At 67.4% G+C, this 18011-nt stretch carries 16 protein-coding genes; 11 read left to right on the top strand and 5 right to left on the bottom strand.

Annotated elements, in window-relative coordinates; genetic code table 11:
- The first annotated feature begins 65 nt into the window (after positions 1 to 65).
- The 3 genes from dapC to OIK44_RS00955 are packed head-to-tail and all read left to right on the top strand — an operon-like array spanning position 66 to position 3328.
- On the top strand, positions 66 to 1283 hold the full coding sequence (dapC, locus tag OIK44_RS00965; protein ID WP_273668781.1) for a succinyldiaminopimelate transaminase: 1218 nt from the start codon (positions 66 to 68) through the stop codon (positions 1281 to 1283).
- A 20-nt stretch (positions 1284 to 1303) separates the two neighbouring features.
- Positions 1304 to 2131, top strand: coding sequence for a 2,3,4,5-tetrahydropyridine-2,6-dicarboxylate N-succinyltransferase (gene dapD, locus OIK44_RS00960; protein ID WP_273668780.1), 828 nt, complete (start codon positions 1304 to 1306; stop codon positions 2129 to 2131).
- Between the two features lie 57 nt (positions 2132 to 2188).
- On the top strand, positions 2189 to 3328 hold the full coding sequence (locus OIK44_RS00955) for a PilT/PilU family type 4a pilus ATPase (protein ID WP_273668779.1): 1140 nt from the start codon (positions 2189 to 2191) through the stop codon (positions 3326 to 3328).
- A gap of 10 nt (positions 3329 to 3338) precedes the next feature.
- Here the strand turns inward: OIK44_RS00955 and OIK44_RS00950 are convergent, their stop codons facing one another.
- The 3 genes from OIK44_RS00950 to OIK44_RS00940 are packed head-to-tail and all read right to left on the bottom strand — an operon-like array spanning position 3339 to position 7100.
- Positions 3339 to 3842: a YfiR family protein gene (locus OIK44_RS00950; protein ID WP_273668778.1), complete on the bottom strand. Its 504-nt coding sequence runs from the start codon at positions 3840 to 3842 to the stop codon at positions 3339 to 3341.
- Positions 3839 to 5803, bottom strand: a complete 1965-nt coding sequence (locus OIK44_RS00945; RefSeq protein ID WP_273668777.1) for a TonB-dependent receptor plug domain-containing protein — start codon at positions 5801 to 5803, stop codon at positions 3839 to 3841. Before OIK44_RS00945 ends, OIK44_RS00950 begins: the two co-directional genes overlap by 4 nt.
- Entirely contained in the window at positions 5787 to 7100 is a 1314-nt protein-coding gene (locus tag OIK44_RS00940) for a sensor domain-containing diguanylate cyclase (RefSeq protein WP_273668776.1), read from the bottom strand. The genes OIK44_RS00945 and OIK44_RS00940 overlap by 17 nt, the downstream gene beginning before the upstream one ends.
- Positions 7101 to 7385: 285 nt before the next feature.
- On the opposite strand from OIK44_RS00940, the gene OIK44_RS00935 reads away from it, so the two are divergent.
- From OIK44_RS00935 to OIK44_RS00920, 4 genes are all read left to right on the top strand, one after another.
- Positions 7386 to 7739, top strand: coding sequence for an ArsC family reductase (locus tag OIK44_RS00935; protein WP_273668775.1), 354 nt, complete (start codon positions 7386 to 7388; stop codon positions 7737 to 7739).
- Positions 7740 to 7816: 77 nt separating this feature from the next.
- Entirely contained in the window at positions 7817 to 8950 is a 1134-nt protein-coding gene (gene dapE / locus OIK44_RS00930) for a succinyl-diaminopimelate desuccinylase (protein ID WP_273668774.1), read from the top strand.
- Positions 8951 to 8999: 49 nt separating this feature from the next.
- Positions 9000 to 9890, top strand: a complete 891-nt coding sequence (gene prmB / locus OIK44_RS00925; RefSeq protein ID WP_273668773.1) for a 50S ribosomal protein L3 N(5)-glutamine methyltransferase — start codon at positions 9000 to 9002, stop codon at positions 9888 to 9890.
- A gap of 79 nt (positions 9891 to 9969) precedes the next feature.
- Positions 9970 to 11964 carry an ATP-binding cassette domain-containing protein gene (locus OIK44_RS00920; RefSeq protein ID WP_273668772.1) on the top strand — a complete coding sequence of 665 codons (1995 nt, stop codon included), beginning with the start codon at positions 9970 to 9972 and terminating at the stop codon, positions 11962 to 11964.
- A gap of 7 nt (positions 11965 to 11971) precedes the next feature.
- On the opposite strand, the gene OIK44_RS00915 is transcribed toward OIK44_RS00920, so the two are convergent.
- Positions 11972 to 12472 (bottom strand): chemotaxis protein CheW, encoded by a 501-nt coding sequence (locus OIK44_RS00915; protein WP_273669765.1) that lies wholly within the window; start codon positions 12470 to 12472, stop codon positions 11972 to 11974.
- Positions 12473 to 12696: 224 nt separating this feature from the next.
- On the opposite strand from OIK44_RS00915, the gene OIK44_RS00910 reads away from it, so the two are divergent.
- The 4 genes from OIK44_RS00910 (at position 12697) to OIK44_RS00895 (ending at position 15952) form a co-directional block, all read left to right on the top strand.
- Complete coding sequence (locus tag OIK44_RS00910) at positions 12697 to 13740, top strand: HDOD domain-containing protein (RefSeq protein WP_273668771.1); 1044 nt, start codon at positions 12697 to 12699, stop codon at positions 13738 to 13740.
- A complete protein-coding gene (locus OIK44_RS00905; protein WP_273668770.1) occupies positions 13737 to 14819 on the top strand; it encodes a CaiB/BaiF CoA transferase family protein in 1083 nt (360 codons plus the stop codon). Before OIK44_RS00910 ends, OIK44_RS00905 begins: the two co-directional genes overlap by 4 nt.
- The gene (gene arfB / locus OIK44_RS00900) at positions 14819 to 15214 is read left to right on the top strand and encodes an alternative ribosome rescue aminoacyl-tRNA hydrolase ArfB (protein WP_273668769.1); all 396 of its coding nucleotides are present in this window, start codon (positions 14819 to 14821) and stop codon (positions 15212 to 15214) included. Before OIK44_RS00905 ends, arfB begins: the two co-directional genes overlap by 1 nt.
- Positions 15215 to 15307: 93 nt before the next feature.
- Complete coding sequence (locus OIK44_RS00895) at positions 15308 to 15952, top strand: hypothetical protein (protein ID WP_273668768.1); 645 nt, start codon at positions 15308 to 15310, stop codon at positions 15950 to 15952.
- Between the two features lie 12 nt (positions 15953 to 15964).
- Here the strand turns inward: OIK44_RS00895 and OIK44_RS00890 are convergent, their stop codons facing one another.
- A complete protein-coding gene (locus OIK44_RS00890) occupies positions 15965 to 17869 on the bottom strand; it encodes a flagellar assembly protein A (protein WP_273668767.1) in 1905 nt (634 codons plus the stop codon).
- Positions 17870 to 18011: the final 142 nt, after the last annotated feature.

Genomic DNA, 18011 nt, shown 5'->3' with positions numbered 1-18011 from the left:
TGGCTGGGCTTGACGGCGGCCGCTCGGCCGCCACCTCCCAACCGCTTTCCGCTCCGGCCCGCTACGTGAATCCACATCTCGACAAACTGCAATCGTATCCGTTTGAAAAACTGCGCCATTTGTTCGCCTCCGTGACGCCCAATCCGGCGTTTTCCGCCATCAGCCTGGGCATGGGCGAACCGAAGCATCCGACCCCGCCTTTCATCGGGCAGGCGCTGTGCGACAACCTCGCCGGGCTGGCCAGTTATCCGACCACGCAGGGCTCGGCGGCGCTGCGCGGCGCCATCGCCGGCTGGCTGCAGCGCCGCTACGGCATCGCGCCGCTGGACCCGGCCACCCAGGTGCTGCCCGTCAACGGCTCGCGCGAGGCCCTGTTCGCGCTGGCGCAGACGGTCATCGATCCGGCCGCGCAATCGCTGGTGATCAGCCCGAACCCGTTTTACCAGATCTACGAGGGCGCCGCCTACCTGGCCGGCGCCGAGCCCTACTTCGTCAATTCCGACCCGGCCCGCAATTTCGGCTGCGACTACGACAGCGTGCCGGCCGCCGTCTGGGAGCGCGTCGCGCTGCTGTTCGTCTGCTCGCCCGGCAACCCGACCGGCGCCACGCTGTCGCTGACGGACTGGGAGCACCTGTTCGCGCTGTCCGAGCGCTATAACTTCGTCATCGCCGCCGACGAGTGCTATTCGGAGATTTACCACGGCGCCCAGGCGCCGCTGGGCGCGCTGCAGGCGGCCCACATGCTGGGCCTGGCCAGCGTCGAGCATCCCTACGCCCGCCTGGTGGTGTTCTCCAGCCTGTCGAAGCGCTCCAACGTGCCGGGCATGCGCTCCGGCTTCGTGGCCGGCGACGCCGCCGTGCTGAAAAAATTCCTGCTCTACCGAACCTACCACGGCGGCGCCATGAGCCCCACCGTGCAGGCGGCCTCCGTCGCGGCCTGGAACGACGAAACCCATGTCGAAGAGAACCGCGCGCAATACCGCGCCAAGTTCGCCGCCATCACGCCGCTGATCCAGGGCGTGCTGCAGGTGGAATTGCCCGACGCCGGCTTTTACCTGTGGGCCGACGTCAGCCGCACCGGCCTGTCGGACACCGAGTTCGCGCAACGCCTGTACGCCGAATATAATGTCACCGTACTGCCCGGCAGTTTTCTGGCGCGCGACGCCCACGGCGTCAACCCCGGCCGCAACCGCATCCGCATGGCCCTGGTCGCCGAAGCGGCCGAGGGCCTGGAGGCGGCGCGCCGCATCGTGCAATTCTGCCATTCTTTATCCGCATCCTGATTCACCAACCGAAGAACATCATGAGCCAACAATTAGAGCAAATCATCGAGCAGGCGTGGGAACAACGCGCCGACATCAACCCGGCCAACAGCCCCGCCGAGCTGCGTGAGGCGGTCGCCCACGTCATCGCCGGCCTCGACGACGGCAGCATCCGCGTCGCGCAAAAGACCGGCGCCGACTGGGTCGTCAACCAGTGGGTCAAGAAGGCCGTGCTGCTGTCCTTCCGCCTGGAAAACAATGTCGTCATGCCGTCCGACGGCACGATGCAGTTCTACGACAAGGTGCCGACCAAGTTCGCCAACTACACGGAGGCGGACTTCATCAAGGGCGGCTTCCGCGTCGTGCCGCCGGCCGTCGCCCGCCGCGGCAGCTTCATCGGCAAGAACGTCGTCATGATGCCGTCCTTCGTCAACATCGGCGCCTACGTCGATGAAGGCACCATGGTCGACGCCTGGGCCACCGTCGGCTCCTGCGCGCAGATCGGCAAGAACGTCCACCTGTCCGGCGGCGTCGGCATCGGCGGCGTGCTGGAACCGATGCAGGCCAACCCCACCATCATCGAAGACAACTGCTTCATCGGCGCCCGCTCGGAAATCGTCGAAGGCGTCATCGTCGAAGAGAACTCGGTGATCTCGATGGGCGTCTACATCGGCCAGTCGACCAAGATCTATGACCGCGCCACCGGCGAGGTGAGCTACGGCCGCGTGCCGGCCGGCTCCGTCGTCGTGTCGGGCAACCTGCCCTCGGACGACGGCAAGTACAGCCTGTACTGCGCCGTCATCGTCAAGCGCGTGGACGCCAAGACCCGCGCCAAGACCGGCATCAACGAACTGCTGCGCGGCGTCTAAGCCGCAGCCGGGGACGGGCCCGTGGCGGCCCGTCCCCAACCTTGAAGGGGATTGCAGATGGCGATGGAACGCTTATTCCAGTTGATGAAGGAAAAGAACGCGTCGGATATGTTTTTCGCGGTCAATTCCCCCGTCCACCTGAAGATCAATGGCAATCTGATCCCCATCAACCAGCAAAAGCTGGAGCCCGAGAATATCGGCGCCCTGCTCTCAGAAGTCTGCTCGCCCGGGCAGATGGCCGAGCTGGAGCGCGACAACGAGCTCAATATGGGCGTCTCGGTGGCGAACCTGGGCCGCTTCCGCCTGTCCGCCTTCCGCCAGCGCGGCAGCATCTCCGCCGTCTTCCGCTTCGTCCCCGCCGCGATCCCGGCCCTGGCCGACCTCGACCTGCCGCCCATCCTTGCCCAGCTGATCATGGAAAAGCGCGGCCTGATGCTGGTCGTCGGCGCCACCGGCTCCGGCAAGTCGACGACCATCGCCGCCATGCTGGACCACCGCAATGAATTGCGCTCCGGCCACATCCTGACGCTGGAAGACCCGATCGAGTATCTGTTCAAGAACAAGCGCTCCATCGTCAACCAGCGCGAGATCGGCAGCGACGCCAAGGATTTCCACACGGCGCTGCGCAACTCGATGCGCCAGGCGCCCGACTGCATCCTGATCGGCGAGATCCGCGACAAGGAGGCCATGGCCGCCGCCCTCGCCTACGCCCAGTCCGGCCACCTGGTGCTGGCCACGCTGCACGCCAACAACAGCTACAACGCGCTGAACCGCATCATCAGTTTCTATCCGCTGGAAAACCGCGCCGCGCTGCTGCAAGACCTGGCCTCGACGGTCAAGGCCATCGTGTCGCAGCGCCTGGTGCGCTCGATCAAGGGCGGCATGCGCACGGCGGCCGTCGAGATCATGCTCAACACGCGCCACATCGCCGACTTGATCGAACAGGGCGACATCAGCCAGATCAAGGAAGCGATCGAAAAAAGCATCTCGCCCGGCGCGCAATCCTTCGAGCTGGCCCTGCTGCAACTGGTCAAGGATGGCGCCATCAGCGAGGAGGAGGCGCTGGCCAACGCCGATTCCGCCACCAATCTGCTGTGGCTGCTGAACAACGGGCCGGACAGCAACAAGACCCAGGTCGAGCCGGACGCCAAGCTGGGCGCGGAAGCGTCGTTCACCGAGTTCACGCTCGACCCCTGAGGCGGGGCCGCTAGCGCACTTCCCGCGCCAGCTTGAGCATCTGATAGCTCAGCGCCAGCCCGCGCCGTTTCGCCTCCGTGTGGTTGATGCGGAACGCCAGCCCGTTCGGCTCCAGCACCAGGCCGATCACGGCGCCGCTGCGGAACGATTCGGCGCTGTCGCCGACCGTCAGCACGGGCTCGTCGGCCAGCGCCTCCTGCCAGCGCTGCAATTCCGCGCGGCCGCTCATGCCCAGCACCAGCAACTGGCACTGCGACGCTTGCTGCGGCTCGCTGAGCGGCTGCAGCCGCGCCGGCACGGGCGCCTTCTGCATCAGCACGCGCAAAGCCTCCTGCAGCGGCGCGTTGCCGACCACGCAATAGGTGAACTCGCGCGCCGGCGCCGGCGGCCACTGGGTCAACTGGGCGAAGCGGTAGATGAACGCCGCCTTCAGCGCCACTTCGCCCTGCTCCGCCTGCGCCGCCGCAGCGGCGCACAGGCAGCACAGCGCGCACCACCAGCGCCGCCCCCTCATGAGCCGAAGCGCCGCGTCAGCGCAAAGCGCAGCGCCCGGCCCTCTTGCCGCAGCGGCGGGCCGAGCAGGCCGGGCCGGTCGACATAGCGCGTGTTGGCCATGTTGTAGAGGCCCAGCGAGAGCTCGGTGTCGGGATCGGCGCGCCACAGCAGTGTGGCGTTGACGAGGGCGTAGCCGGGCAGGTCTTGCGCGGCGCTGCCGCGCCGGCTCACGCCCAGCGCCTGCCAGGACAGGCGCAGGGCGTCGCCGGCCAGCGGCTGGCTGTACAGCAGCTTGAGCAGCGCGCGCGGCGAATTGCTCAGGCGCCGGTCTTGCGCGTCCTTGCTCTCCTGCAGCGACAGGGACAGGCGCAGTTGCTCGCCGCCGTCCCAGCGCCGCTCCAGCCCCAGTTCCGCGCCGACGTTGCGGATCGCCCCGCTGTTCTCGAACACCCCGGTTTCCGGGCTGACGCTGATCAGCCCGCGCAGGCGCGAGCCGTACAGCGACACGCGGTATTGCAGGCGCGGCGTCAGCGCGTGCTCCCAGGCCAGTTCCAGCGTGCGCACGCGCTCCGGCGTCGGGATGGGCGCCTCGAACGGGGCGTTGATCTGGAATTCGTACAGGTTCGCCTCGCGGAAGGCGCTGCCGTACATCAGCTTGAGGGTGGCGTCGGCGACGCCGCTCCACACCCAGGCCAGGCGCGGGTTGTTGTTGCTGCCGCCCAGCATGGCCTGGTCGCGGCGCAGGCCGAGGATCAGCCGGTGCGTGTCGCCGAGGCGCCAGGCGTCCTGCACGAACAGGCCGCGACGCCGGTTGTCGCCGAAAAACTCGCCGAGCGGCTCTTCGCCGACGGTGCCGTGGCTGATGGTCTGTTGCCGGTCGAACTGGTATTCCACGCCCGCCATCAGGTCGTGGTCGCGCCAGCGCCGCGTGCTCAGGCGCAGGTCCACATTCAGCCAGCGCCCCACCGCCACGGCCGCGAATTCGCTCGGCACCAGCCCTTCGCGCAGGTAGGGGAAGCGCGTCTGGTAAGCGCTGCGCTTGGCCGACACGGCGCCATACAGCGACCAGTGCTCGCCCAGCGCGCGCTCGTGCGCCAGCGCGACGAAGCTGTTGTCGTAGATGCCGCGCTCCTGGGCGAACTGGAAGCCGTCCGGCACCGCCATCAAGGCCGGCAAGCCGCGCACCCGCCGGCTCAGGCCGCCGCGCAGCGTCCAGCCGCCCGCCCGCGCCATGCCCAGCAGGCGTTCGCCGCGGTCCCAGTTGTGCGCGGCGATGGGGCCGCGGTCGGCCTCGCTGACGTCGATGTCGGCGTCGATGCGGTCCTGGCGGAAGGCGCTCAGCGCCAGCCAGCCTTCCACGCCGCCTTCGGTGCGGCGGCCCCAGCTGGCGCGCATCTGCCGCCGCCGGTTGGAATCGACGCCGGCGCTGAACTGCGCGCCGGCCAGCTTGTCCGTGCCCTTGGTGATGACGTTGACGACGCCGAGGAAGGCGTTGTTGCCGTACAACGCGGAACCGGGTCCGGGCGCGAATTCGACCCGCTCGATCAATTCGACGTCGACGAAGAATTCGCTGCCCAGCAAGGCGGCGTCGTAAATGTTTTCATTGACGCGCATGCCGTCGACGAGGAACAGCAGGCGCGCGTTAAAGTCGCCAGGGCGGCCCAGCCCGCGCGCGCCCACATAGCTGAAATTGCCGTCGCCGCTGACGAACAGCCCCGGCATCGTGCGCAGGATGTCGCCCATGCTGCGCAGGCCGTGGCGGGCGATGTCGGCGTCCGTGACGACATAGGTGAGCGACGGCGCCTGCGCCGCGCTTTCGGCGAAGCGCGACGAGGTCGACACCTCGACGTCGCGCGGCACCTCCGTCAGCGGCCGGCGCAGCAGTTGCTCCAGCGTCGGCGCCGCGTCCTGGGCGCGCGCCGCCGGCCAGCAGGCGGCCACGGCCAGCGCCAGCCACAGCGCCCTAGTCGGCTTGCGCATCCCGCGCCCTCCTGTAAGTGTTCTTGCCGGCCCGCTTGGCCGCGTACATGGCGCGGTCGGAAGCGTTCAGCAAGGCGCCCGGATCGCCGGCGTCGAGCGGGAAGAAGGCCAGGCCGACGGTGGCGCCTATCGGCATCAGCCGGCCGTCGACGCGCAGCGGCGCGCGCACGGCCTCGATCAGGCGCCGCGCCAATTGCTCGGCGGCGGCCTGGTCCGGCAGGGCCGGCAAGATCAGCGCGAACTCGTCGCCGCCCAGCCGGCACAGCACGTCGCGCGCCCGCACCACGCCGGCCATGCGCCGCGCCACCTCGCACAACACCGCGTCGCCCGTGTCGTGGCCGTGCTCGTCGTTGACGGTCTTGAAATTGTCCAGGTCGATGAACATCAGTGCCATCAGCTCGGCCGCGTGGGCGCTGTGCGCCAGGTGGCGCTGCAGCTCGCCCTGGAAGAACAGGCGGTTCGGCAGCCCCGTCAGGCTGTCGCAGTGGGCCAGGCGGTGCAAGTGCTGGCCGGCCTCCTGCTCCTGCTCCAGTTGCTGGTGCAAATCGGCCTGCCAGATCTCGATGCGTTTCAGCATGTCGTTGAAACGCTCGGTGAGCCGCCCCACCTCGTCGCGCCGGTGGACCTTGGCGCGGCGGCTGTAATTATGTTCGCGCGACATGCGCTCGGCCAGGTCGGACAGCTCGACCAGGGGCGCCAGCGCGCTGCGCTGCACGGCGCGCAAACCGCGCGCCGCGGCCCAGATGGCCAGCGCGATCAGCGCGGCGGCCACGCCGGACAATAACAGCACGGCGCGGTGCAGGCTTTGCAGGCTTTCGCGCACCACCAGCACGCCGACGTGCTCGCCCTTCAGGCGCACCGGCACCCACACCTCCAGCGCCTGGGCCGAGGTGGTCGTCACGCTGTCGTGGCGCGGCAATTGCGGCGGCGGCGCCAGCGGGCCGTGCGGCGCGGCGCCGGCCGCGTCCCAGTGGGCGAACAAGGCGCCCTTGCTGGTGTGCACTTGCACTTCGAGCAAGTCGCTGCGGCGCGAAAACGATTGCAGCTCGCTGTGGGCGGCGTCGGCGTCGACGAACACCAGCATGGGCGCGACGCTATTGGCCAGCAACTGCGCGCTCAACTCGGCGCTTTGCATCTGCCGGTCGCGGGCGACGAACCAGGTCGCCGTGCCGACCAGGGCGAAGGTCAGCAACATGGTCGCCGTCAACACCAGCAGGTTCAGCCTGGTCAGACGCCGGACCAGCGAGTCGCCGGCTGCGCCGGGCGGCTTCAAATCTACTGCGGGGAACTCGGTCATGGCGGCGGTGCTGTCTCGGTGTCTTGCATGGGAAACGTCGGCGCGGCGACGCAACGCCATGCAAATTATTTCCATATGGAATCATCTTATTCTGGAATTGTAAGCCGAAAGCCTGTCCGGGTGGCGCAAAAGGGCCATGTTCTGTGGCGACAGACCACGTTTTTCAAGAAATAATTTCTTGAAAATCGTGGTCTGTCCCCGGGGCGGCGCGGGCTGCCCATGGTATCCTATCGGGCCGCGAGCGGGCTTGCATGCCCGATCAACACTGCCACCCTCCGATTTATCATGACAATTACCATTTACGGCATCCCCAACTGCGACACGGTCAAGAAGGCCCGCGTCTGGCTCTCCGCCCAGCAGCAAGAGTTCACCTTCCACGATTTCAAGAAACAGGGTTTGCAGCGCGCCACCGTGGCGCAGTGGCTTCAGCATGTGCAGTGGGACGTGCTGGTCAACCGCAAGGGTACGACCTGGCGCAACCTCAGCGACGCGCGCAAGGCCGCCGTCGTCGACGCCGGCAGCGCGCTGGAGTTGATGCTGGAGTCGCCGTCCGTCATCAAGCGCCCCGTGCTCGAACATGCGGCGCAATGCCACGTCGGCTTTTCCGATGCCCAGTACCGGACGATTTTCGGCTTGTAAGCCGCGCCGCCTGCCCCCCGTTCCACGCCGCCGCCCTGCGCCTCGCAGCGGCACCTATATTACTACCTGATTCCGACATGACCCATTCCAAGACCCTTGCGCTGACAGAAAAACTGCTCGCCCTCTCCTCTGTCACCCCCGACGACAAGGGTTGCCAGCGCCATTTGATCGAGCTGCTGGAGCCGCTCGGCTTCGTCTGCGAAACCATCGAGTCGAACGGCGTCACCAATCTGTGGGCGCGCAAGGGCACGACGGCGCCGCTGCTCGTCTTCGCCGGCCACACGGACGTGGTGCCGACCGGCCCCGTCGAGCAGTGGCGCTCGGCCCCCTTCATCCCCACCCACCGCGACGGCAAGCTGTACGGCCGCGGCTCGGCCGACATGAAGACCTCGATCGCGGCCATGGTCGTCGCCTGCGAGGAATTCCTCGCCGCCCGGCCGCAGCACAGCGGCTCGATCGGCTTCCTCATCACCAGCGACGAGGAAGGCCCGGCCACCGACGGCACCGTCATCGTCTGCAATATGCTGAAGGCGCGCGGCGAACGGCTCGACTATTGCCTGGTCGGCGAGCCGACCTCGGCCAACACGCTGGGCGACATGATCAAGAACGGCCGCCGCGGCTCGCTGTCGGGCAAGCTGACCGTCAAGGGCGTGCAGGGCCACATCGCCTACCCGCAACTGGCGAAGAACCCCATCCACCTGGCCGCGCCCGCGCTGGCCGAGCTGGCCGCCGAGCAGTGGGACGCAGGCAATGAATACTATCTGCCGACGTCGTGGCAGATGTCCAACATCCACGGCGGCGCCGGCGCCTCGAACGTGATTCCCGGCGAGCTCGTCGTCGACTTCAATTTCCGCTTCTCGACGGCCAGCACCTTCGAGGGCTTGCGGGAGCGCGTCCACGCCATCCTCGACCGCCACGCCATCGACTACGACCTGAAGTGGACGCTGAACGGCCGCCCCTTCCTGACCCCGCGCGGCGAGCTCAGCGATGCGCTATCGTCGGCGATCCTGGCGGAAACGGGCATCGAAACGGAGTTATCGACCACCGGCGGCACCTCCGACGGCCGTTTCATCGCGCAGATCTGCCCGCAGGTGATAGAATTCGGGCCTCCTAACGCAAGTATCCACAAGATCGACGAGCACATCGAAGTGCGCTTCATCGATCCGCTGAAGAATATCTACCGGCGTATGCTGGAAAACCTGCTGCCTTAACCCCAATATCCAGGCCCGTTCGCGGGCCGCCTTTTTTTTCGAGAGCGCCATGAGCCCGACCTCCTTCACCACGCCGCGCGACTTGCTGCGCTACGCCGTCACCCGCTTCAACACCGCCAAGCTGTTTTTCGGCCACGGCAGCGCCGAAGCCTTCGACGAGGCGGCCTACCTGATCCTGCACACGCTCAAGCTGCCGCTGGACAAGCTCGAGCCCTTCCTCGACGCCCGCCTGCTGCCCGAGGAAGTGGCGGCCGTGCTGGCCGTGATCGAGCGCCGCAGCGTCGAGCGCGTGCCGGCCGCCTACCTCACCAAGGAGGGCTGGCTCGGCACCTACAACTTCTACGTCGACGAGCGTGTCATCGTGCCGCGCTCCTTCATCGCCGAGCTGATCCCCGACTTCTTCTCGCCGTGGGTGCCGGATCCTGAAGCCATCGGCAACATCCTCGAACTGTGCACCGGCTCCGGCTGCCTCTCCATCATGCTGGCCGACGCCTTCCAGAACGCCGCCGTCGACGCCGTCGACATCTCGGCGGACGCGCTGGCCGTGGCCCGCCGCAACGTCGCCGACTACAAGCTGGAGTCGCGCGTCAAGCTGATCGAGTCGGACCTGTACCAGAACGTGCCGGACAAGAAATACGACCTGATCATCAGCAACCCGCCGTATGTGAATTCCGCCTCGATGGCCAAGCTGCCGCAGGAATACCTGTGCGAGCCGCAGATCGCCCTCGACGGCGGCAGCGACGGCATGGACCTGGTGCGCAAGATCATCGCCGGCGCGGCCGAGCGCCTGAGCGAGGACGGCATCCTGATGATTGAGATCGGCAACGAGCGCGCCTACGCCGAGGCGGCGTTCGGCGAGCTGGGCCTGACCTGGCTGAGCACCAGCGCCGGCGACGACATGGTGTTCCTGCTGACCGCCGACCAGTTGCGCCTGAACTGATCCAGACAACCTTGGCGCGGCACGCCCCGCGCCGGCCAGACCGGGGCGGTGTTCCCGCCCCCATAACAAAGCATAAAAAATGATACGTTTTCTACAAGTAAGCCTGATGCGCGGCATCAAACCGTTGTTGGAGCAGGTTGACGTCACCCTGAACCCCGGCGACAAGATCGGCTTGATCGGCGCCAACGGCGCCGGCAAATCGAGCCTGTTCGCGCTGCTGCGCGGCGAGTTGCACCCCGACCAGGGCGAGATCGACTTCCCGGCGAAATGGCGGATGGCTTACGTGGCCCAGGAAACGCCGCCGCTGGAGCGCGCCGCCCTGGACTACGCGATCGACGGCGACGTCACGCTGCGCAAGCTGGAGGCGGAACTGGCGCGCCTGGAAGCGGAACCGGAAACCAGCGAAAACGGCATCGCCATCGGCGAAATCTACAGCGCGCTGGCCGACGCCGACGCCTACACGGTGCAATCGCGCGGCGAGCAATTGCTGCTGGGCCTGGGCTTCACCCTGGACCAGATGCAGCAGCCGGTGGCCAGCTTCTCCGGCGGCTGGCGCATGCGCCTGAACCTGGCGCAGGCGCTGATGTGCCCGTCCGACCTGCTGCTGCTCGATGAACCGACCAACCACTTGGACCTGGACGCCATCATCTGGCTGGAAGACTGGCTCAAGCGCTACGCCGGCACGCTGCTCATCATTTCGCATGACCGCGACTTCCTCGACGAAGTCGTCAACGTCGTCGTGCACATCGACGAGCGCAAGCTGAAACGCTATTCCGGCAACTATTCTGGCTTCGAGCGCCAACGCGCCGCCCAGATGATCCTGGCTGCCAGCGCGCTGGAAAAGCAGACGCGCCAGCGCGCCCATCTGGAATCGTTCGTCAACCGCTTCAAGGCCCAGGCCTCCAAGGCGCGCCAGGCGCAAAGCCGCATGAAGGCCCTGGCGAAGATGCAGGAACTGGCGCCGCTGCGCGCCGCCGCCGAATTCTCCTTCGAATTCCGCGAACCGCTGAACGCGCCGAACCCGCTGCTGGTGCTGGAAGACGTGAACGCCGGCTACAAGATCGAAAACGCCGCCACCGGCGTCGTGACGGAAAAAACCATCGTCAACGGCATCAACTTCTCGCTGCAGATCGGCCAGCGCATCGGCTTGCTGGGCGTGAACGGCGCCGGCAAATCGACGCTGATCAAAACCATCGCCGGCGAAATCGGCCCGCTGACCGGCGACGCCGTCATCGGCAAGGGCTTGTCGATCGGTTACTTCGCCCAGCACCAGGTGGAGATGCTGCGCCACGACGAATCGCCGCTGTGGCATCTGGCGAAGATCGCGCCGACCACGCGCGAACAGGAGCTGCGCAACTTCCTCGGCGGCTTCAACTTCCCCGGCACCATGGTGACCAGCTCGATCCGGCCCTTCTCGGGCGGCGAAAAGGCCCGCCTGGCGCTGGCCCTGATCGTCTGGCAGCGTCCCAACTTGCTGCTGCTCGATGAGCCGACCAACCATCTGGACCTGGAAACCCGCGAGGCGCTGACGATGGCGCTGGCGCAGTTCGAGGGCACCCTGGTGGTCGTCTCGCATGACCGCCACCTGCTGCGCGCCACCACCGACCAGTTCATCATCGTCGCCGACGGCAAGCTGCAACCCTTCGACGGCGATCTGGACGACTACAAGGATTGGCTGTTCAAGACCAAGCTGGGCAAAGGTACCACCGTGCTGCCGGCCGCGGGCAAGGACAACAAGACCGACTTCCCCGTGACGCCGGCCGTCGCCGCGGCGGCCCCTGCCGTCGACAAGAAGGACCAGAAGCGCCAGGACGCCGAGGACCGCCAGCGCCTGGCCGCCTTGCGCAAGCCGATCGAGAACAAGATCAAGCGCCAGGAAGAGCAGATCGCCAAGCGCCAGGCGCAAAAGGCGGAGGTGGACGCCAAGCTGGGCGAGCCGGACGCGTATGACGCGGCCAACAAGGCCAAGCTCAAGCAGTTGCTGGCCGACCAGACCTTCTTCACCAAGGACCTGGCCCAACTGGAAGCGGAATGGCTGGAATTGCAGGAGCAGTTAGAGGCGCTGTCCGCCTAAACCAGGCTCAGGCGGCCTGCTTGGCGCCGACGCCGACCTTGCGGATCGACATCAGCTTGTCGATGTCGACGAGGATCAGGCGGCGCCCGTCCACCTCCCCCAGCCCCAGCAGATAATCGACCTTTTTCTCCATCCCCGCGCCGGGGATGGGGTGGATGTCGCTGTTGCCCAGCGTGACGATATCGGTCACGCCGTCGACCACCATCCCCATCACGCAACTTGACAGCTTCAGGATGATCACGTCGGTCATCGGGTCGCTCACGGGCGGCCGCTCGCTGAAGGCGATGCGCATGTCGACGATGGGCATGATGACGCCGCGCGAGACGGCGACCCCGCCGATGATCGCGCCCTCGGAGGCGAAACGGTCCAGCGCCTTGAGCGGGCGCAATTCCTGGACCCGGCCGAAATCGAGGCCGTATTCCAGGCCGCCGAGACGGAAGCTCAAATATTGCCGCTGCGATTCGTCGACGGCGTCGGCCTCGCCGGCGCCGCTGGCGCGCGTGGTCATGGGCTGCATGATGGTCCTTTCGTCCGGGATGGTTGCTGGCGAGCATACCCATGCTAACCAGAGTCGCCGGACGCGGCGTTGAGCGGCATCAACGATCCCGGCCAGGCGCCGGCCGGCGGCCAGGATTCTTGCAAAGCATAAAGAAGACGCTACAATGGGGCGGCCCCGCCCAGGCGCCGGCGGGCTTGCCCACATCCGCGTCCTCATCCGCATAGGTAGACACCATGTTCCGATGGCTGCAGCGTCTGTTCCTCCCACCGGCCGAAGCGGGCCCGCCCGCGGCCGCGCCGGCCACGCCGCCACCGCCGGCCGGCAGCGAGATCCGGCCGCCCGAGGCGGCCGCCGGCATCTCCTTCGAGCAAAAAGACCGGGTCAACACGCTGTACCACAACTGGCTGTTCGACAGCCGCGACGACGCCGACCTCGACGTGACGCCGCAGGAAAGCCAGGTGCTCGACGCGCTGGAGACGATCATGCAGTCGAAGCAATCCGGCGCCGACCTGGTGCGCCGCATGCCCGGCCTGATCCCCCAGGTGCTGCAAAGCCTGCGCACCGAGCACTTCTCCGGCGCCGACATCGCCCGCAAGATTTCCAGCGACATCGTGCTGGTGGCGGCCGTGATCCGCCTCGCCAACAACGCCATCGAGCAAGGCGGCAGCCGCATCACCAGCATCGAGCACGCCATCATCGTCATCGGCCAGGAGGGCTTGCGCCAACTGGTGACGAGCGTCGCCTTCCGCCCCATCATCGACCTGAACTCCGGCCACTTCACGCGCCTGCTGGCGCCGCGCATCTGGGACCAGTCCGAGCGCTGCGCCATCGCCGGCCGCATCTTCGCCGGGCAACAAGACATCGACCCGTTCCAGGCTTTCCTGGCCGGGCTGGTGCAAAACGTCGGCCTGATCGTCTCGCTGCGCATGATGGATCAGGTCGCCAACGACAGGCTGGGTTCGCCGCTATTCTGCGCCAGCCTGCTGCGCAATGCCCGCCTGCTCTCGTGCAGCATCGGCCAGGAGTGGCACTTCCCCGAGCCGGTGACGCTGGCCATCCGCGAACAATTGAACATGCACAAGCGCGCCGCCATGTCGCCGCTGGGGCAATTGCTGTCGATGAGCGACTATCTGAGCAAGATAAAAATACTGGCGGAACAGGCCCGTCTCGACGACGCCGACGCCGGCCTGTTCGCCGGCCTGCCGGCGCACGCCCGCGCCTGCTACGACGCGCTGGACGCGCCCGAAGCGGCCGGCGCCGACGGCGGCGCGCCATGAGCGCCGCCACCGCCCCGCTGGCCGGCATCCGCGTGCTCGACCTGACGCGGCTGCTGCCCGGCCCCGTCGCGACCATGCATCTGGCCGAGCTGGGCGCCGACGTGCTGAAAATCGAAGACCCCGGCGCCGGCGACTACGCCCGCGCGATGGGGCCGGCGCGGGCCGGGGCCTCGCAATTTTTCGTCGCCGTCAACCGCGGCAAACGCTTGCTGCGCCTGGACCTGAAGGACCCGCCCCAGCGCGCGCAACTGCTGGAACTGGTCGACGGCGCCGACGTGCTGGTCGAAAGCTTCCGCCCCGGCGTCATGGCCAGGCTGGGCCTGGGCTGGGACGAACTCAAGCGGCGCAAACCGTCGCTGGTCATGTGCGCCATCTCCGGCTACGGCCAGGACGGCCCCTTCGCCCAGATGGCCGGGCACGACATCAACTACCTCGGCTACGCCGGCATGCTGGCCAACAACACCGGGCCGGACGGCGTGCCCGTACTGCCCGACCTGCAGGTGGGCGACCTGCTGGGCGGCGCCCAGAGCGCGCTGCAAGGCATCCTGGCGGCCCTGCTGGCCGTCAAGATGGGCGGTCCGGGGCGCTTCGTCGACATCTCGATGACGGACGCCGTGCTGGCCCACAACATCATGCCCGTGGTGGCCGTCAACAACGGCGCGGCGGCGGCGCCGGCGCGCGGGCTGCTCAGCGGCGGCCTGCCTTGCTACAACATCTACCGCACGGCCGACGGGCGCTTCATGGCCGTCGGCGCGCTCGAACTCAAGTTCTGGCAACGCTGCTGCGCGGTGCTGCAACGCCCCGACCTGGCATCGCGCCACTGGCAACTGGGCCAGGCCGTGGGCGGCGCCGACGCGCTGGCCGTCAAGGCCGAACTCGACGCCCTGTTCGCCCGGCGCAGCATGGCCCAGTGGACGCAAGCCTTCGGCGCCAGCGACTGCTGCGTCACCCCCATCCTCAGCGCCGCCGAGGCGCTGCGCCACCCGCTGTTCCAGGCGCGCCGCATGGTGGCGCGGCAACGCCATCGCAGCGAAGGGGTATACTGGGCCATTGCGCACCCGATCAAATTTGAAACCTGATGTATAGAGTCACCGCCAGCGAAGTCGAGTTCAGCGCCATCCGCGCCCAGGGGCCGGGCGGCCAGAACGTCAACAAAGTCTCGTGCGCGATCCACCTGCGCTTCGACGTCGCCGGCTCGGCGCTGCCGGACGCCTACAAGGAACGCCTGCTGGCCTTGCGCGACCAGCGCATCAGCAAGGACGGCGTGGTCGTGCTGAAGGCGCAGCAGTCGCGCAGCCAGGAGCAAAACAAGGAGGACGCGCTGCGCCGGCTGCAGGAACTCATCGACAGCATCACCATCCTGCCGACTGTGCGCCGCGCCACCAAGCCGACGCGCGGCTCGCAGCGGCGCCGCCTCGACAGCAAAAGCACGCACAGCCTGCAGAAGCAGTTGCGCGGCAAAGTCAGCGTCTAAGCCCTCCCGGCGCGCGGCGCGCACGATTGAACATAAATTGCTTCGCGGACATTTTCATGGCAGCATAGGCCGCTCCCCTGTGAAAGGAAGCCCATGAATCCCAGCACCATCCTGGCGTCGTGCCTGCTTACCGCCCTGCCCGCCGCCGCGCTGGCCGACTCCGTCCCGCCGCCCCAGTGGGAAGCGGACGGCATGCAGGCCGTCTACCTGCCCGCCAAGCCGGTGAGCAAGCTGGCGATGGGCCGCTTCAGCGTGGACCTTGAAAAAACCACGCTGCAGCAGATCAAGAGCGCGCTGGGCGCCGGCATCATCACCCACGAGGGCGGCGCCCGCGACAGCCGCTACTGGCTGTGCTACACCGTGCCGGCGGGCGCCGCGGCGGAGCGCGTCTGGCTGATCGCCGGCCCCGGCGGCGCCGGGCAGCGCGTGACCATGGTGCACGCGCTGCAGCAGCCGGCGCTGCGCCCCAGCGCCGGCTGTCCGCAACTGCCGCGCAGCTTCCTGCCGCTGCGCTTCGACAAGGATATCTGGCTGCGCCAGGCATCGGCCAAGGTCGCGCGGGTGTTCGGGCCGGCGTCCGTCAACGCCCATGAGCGCTGGTCTTACGCGTACACGGGCAAGACCACGCTGCCGTACAAGGGCGGCACGCAGGAAGTGGAATTGAACAACCGCATCGAGCTACAAATCCGCAATGGCGCCGTCAGCGCCATCATCGCCACGCAGAGCAGCGGCGACTGAGGCCGCGCCAGCTCAGGCCGGGACCAGGCGGTAAGTCCAGTCCAGGCTGCCGCTATGGCCGGCGAAGATGATGTCGGCGCCGCTGGCGCCGCCGCGCAGCCTGGCCTTGATGTCGCGCGGCGGCTTGTCGTACACGCGTCCGCTCTCGGGATTGAAGACGCTGGTGCGCACGACGATGTCGCCGGACAGCGCCCGCACGGCGCAGCGCGACTCGGCGGCCGTGGCCTGCTTTTGCCGCTCCACCTCGGCCGCCTGCTCCAGCATCTGCGCCTGCTGGGTTTCCATGAACTTCATCTCCATCGACAGCTTGGAAATCGTCTTCAGCGCCGGCGCCACGGTCAGCGCCATCTTGTGGAACAGCGGCACCTGCTCCGGCAGCAGCACCAGCTCCTGCTTGCGCACCTTGTTCGCCAACAGCAGGTAATTGCGCACGTCGAGCTGCTCGCTGACCTGGTCTATCTCCTGCTGCAATTTGGCGACGGCGCGGGCGTAGCCCTGGGCGCGCACGCCCAGCTCGGCCATCTTGCGCGTCATCCTGGCCATGTCCGGCACCAGCGCATACACCAGCATTTCCGTCTGCTTGCGCGGACCGGCGCTGTCGATCTGTACGCTGCGGCCGGCGATGGCGCAGCCCTCGGCGACGCCGACGACCACCTCGTCGCCGATGATTTCGCAATTGCTGGCGTGGCCGACGACGATGCGCGTGCCGGAAATGATGCAGTTCTCGGCCCGCTCGACGCGCATGCCGCCATCGCTAGTCTGCAGCACCGAGCCGGAGGCGACGCCCTTGACGACGATGTCGCCGTGCGCGTTCAGCGCCGTGCCGCCGATCAGGTTCTTCAGCAGCGTGATGGTGCCGCCATGCGAGTGCAAATGGCCGAACACGTCGCCATGCACCGTGATGTCGCTGCCGTCGACGGTACGCTGCTCCTGCACCTCGCCGAATTCCTCGTACTCGGCGCGCAGCTTCAGGTTGCCCGTGGTGCGGCTGCTGACGCCGTCGCGACTGACGATCTTGGCGCCGATCGAAATCGCCCCGCTGGCGGCGTCGACATTGACGAAGCCGTCATGTACGGCCACCAGGTATTCGTCGCCGCGCACGCGCTCGACCAGCGTGCCCTCGCCCGCCAGCGGCGCCAGTTCGACCTCGCGCGGCGCCGGCGGCTGCACGGACTGGCCCGACAACTCGTAACCGGGCAAGCCCGGAGCGCTGGGCAACTTCTTCAGCAGCCGCGCATGCTTCTTCACCTGCGGAAAACGGTTCTTGAACGTCAGCAGGTCGAGGCGGCCGTCGGCCATCTCGCGCGGCGCGTCGTCGCGGTGCATGTCCGGCGACACCTCGACGACCGTGGCGTCGCGGCCAGGCGCCGCCTCAAGCCGGCGGGCGACGACGATGCGCTCGACCTTGCCGCTGTCGATGATGGCCTGCACGGCGGCCGCGTCGATGCCGAAGCGCACGCCCTTGGCCCACATGTCGGCGACGAACTCATCGAAGTCGAGCTTGGTCGGACGGGGCGCCACCTTGCTGCCGTCGGGCAATTCGAGGGCCTCGAAGAATTGCGCCTCGAAATAGTATTCGGCCACGCCGCGCTGGATCTTGACCAGCTTGTAGAGGGCGCGCCGCAGCGGATCGAAAGGCACGATGGCGGCGGCGAAGCGGATCAGCGGCGCGCCGCGCGACGCCGCTGGCAAGGGCGCGCCGCAGTTGTACAGCGCGCGGGTGAAAACGGCGTAATCGAGGCCGGCGAAATAGGCGTTCGACTGGAACACCTGGCCGACGGCGGCCAGCAGGACGGGCGCCGGCTGCGCGGCGTCGAAAAAGATGCCGTCGCCGCGCCGGACCATGCCGGCGGGCAGCGCTGCATCGCCGCCGGGCGGCGCAAGGGGACAGTCCGCTACAGGAAGGTCATCAGACACCTGTTTCCTCCGCGTTCAGAGATTACCAATCGGAATAATGCATCCATGTGTGTTACGGGGCAAACGACTGGGAAGCGCGGCCGGCTTGCGCGCCATAAATTAATCTTACACGCAAGCCAAATGGAGTTGGAAATATTTACAG

Origin of the sequence: Janthinobacterium fluminis (genome assembly GCF_028595325.1) — a bacterium.
GTDB classification, from domain to species: Bacteria; Pseudomonadota; Gammaproteobacteria; order Burkholderiales; family Burkholderiaceae_D; genus Janthinobacterium; species Janthinobacterium fluminis.
Note: the sequence above shows the minus strand (reverse complement) of the source record. Positions and strands in the feature narration are given on the sequence as shown.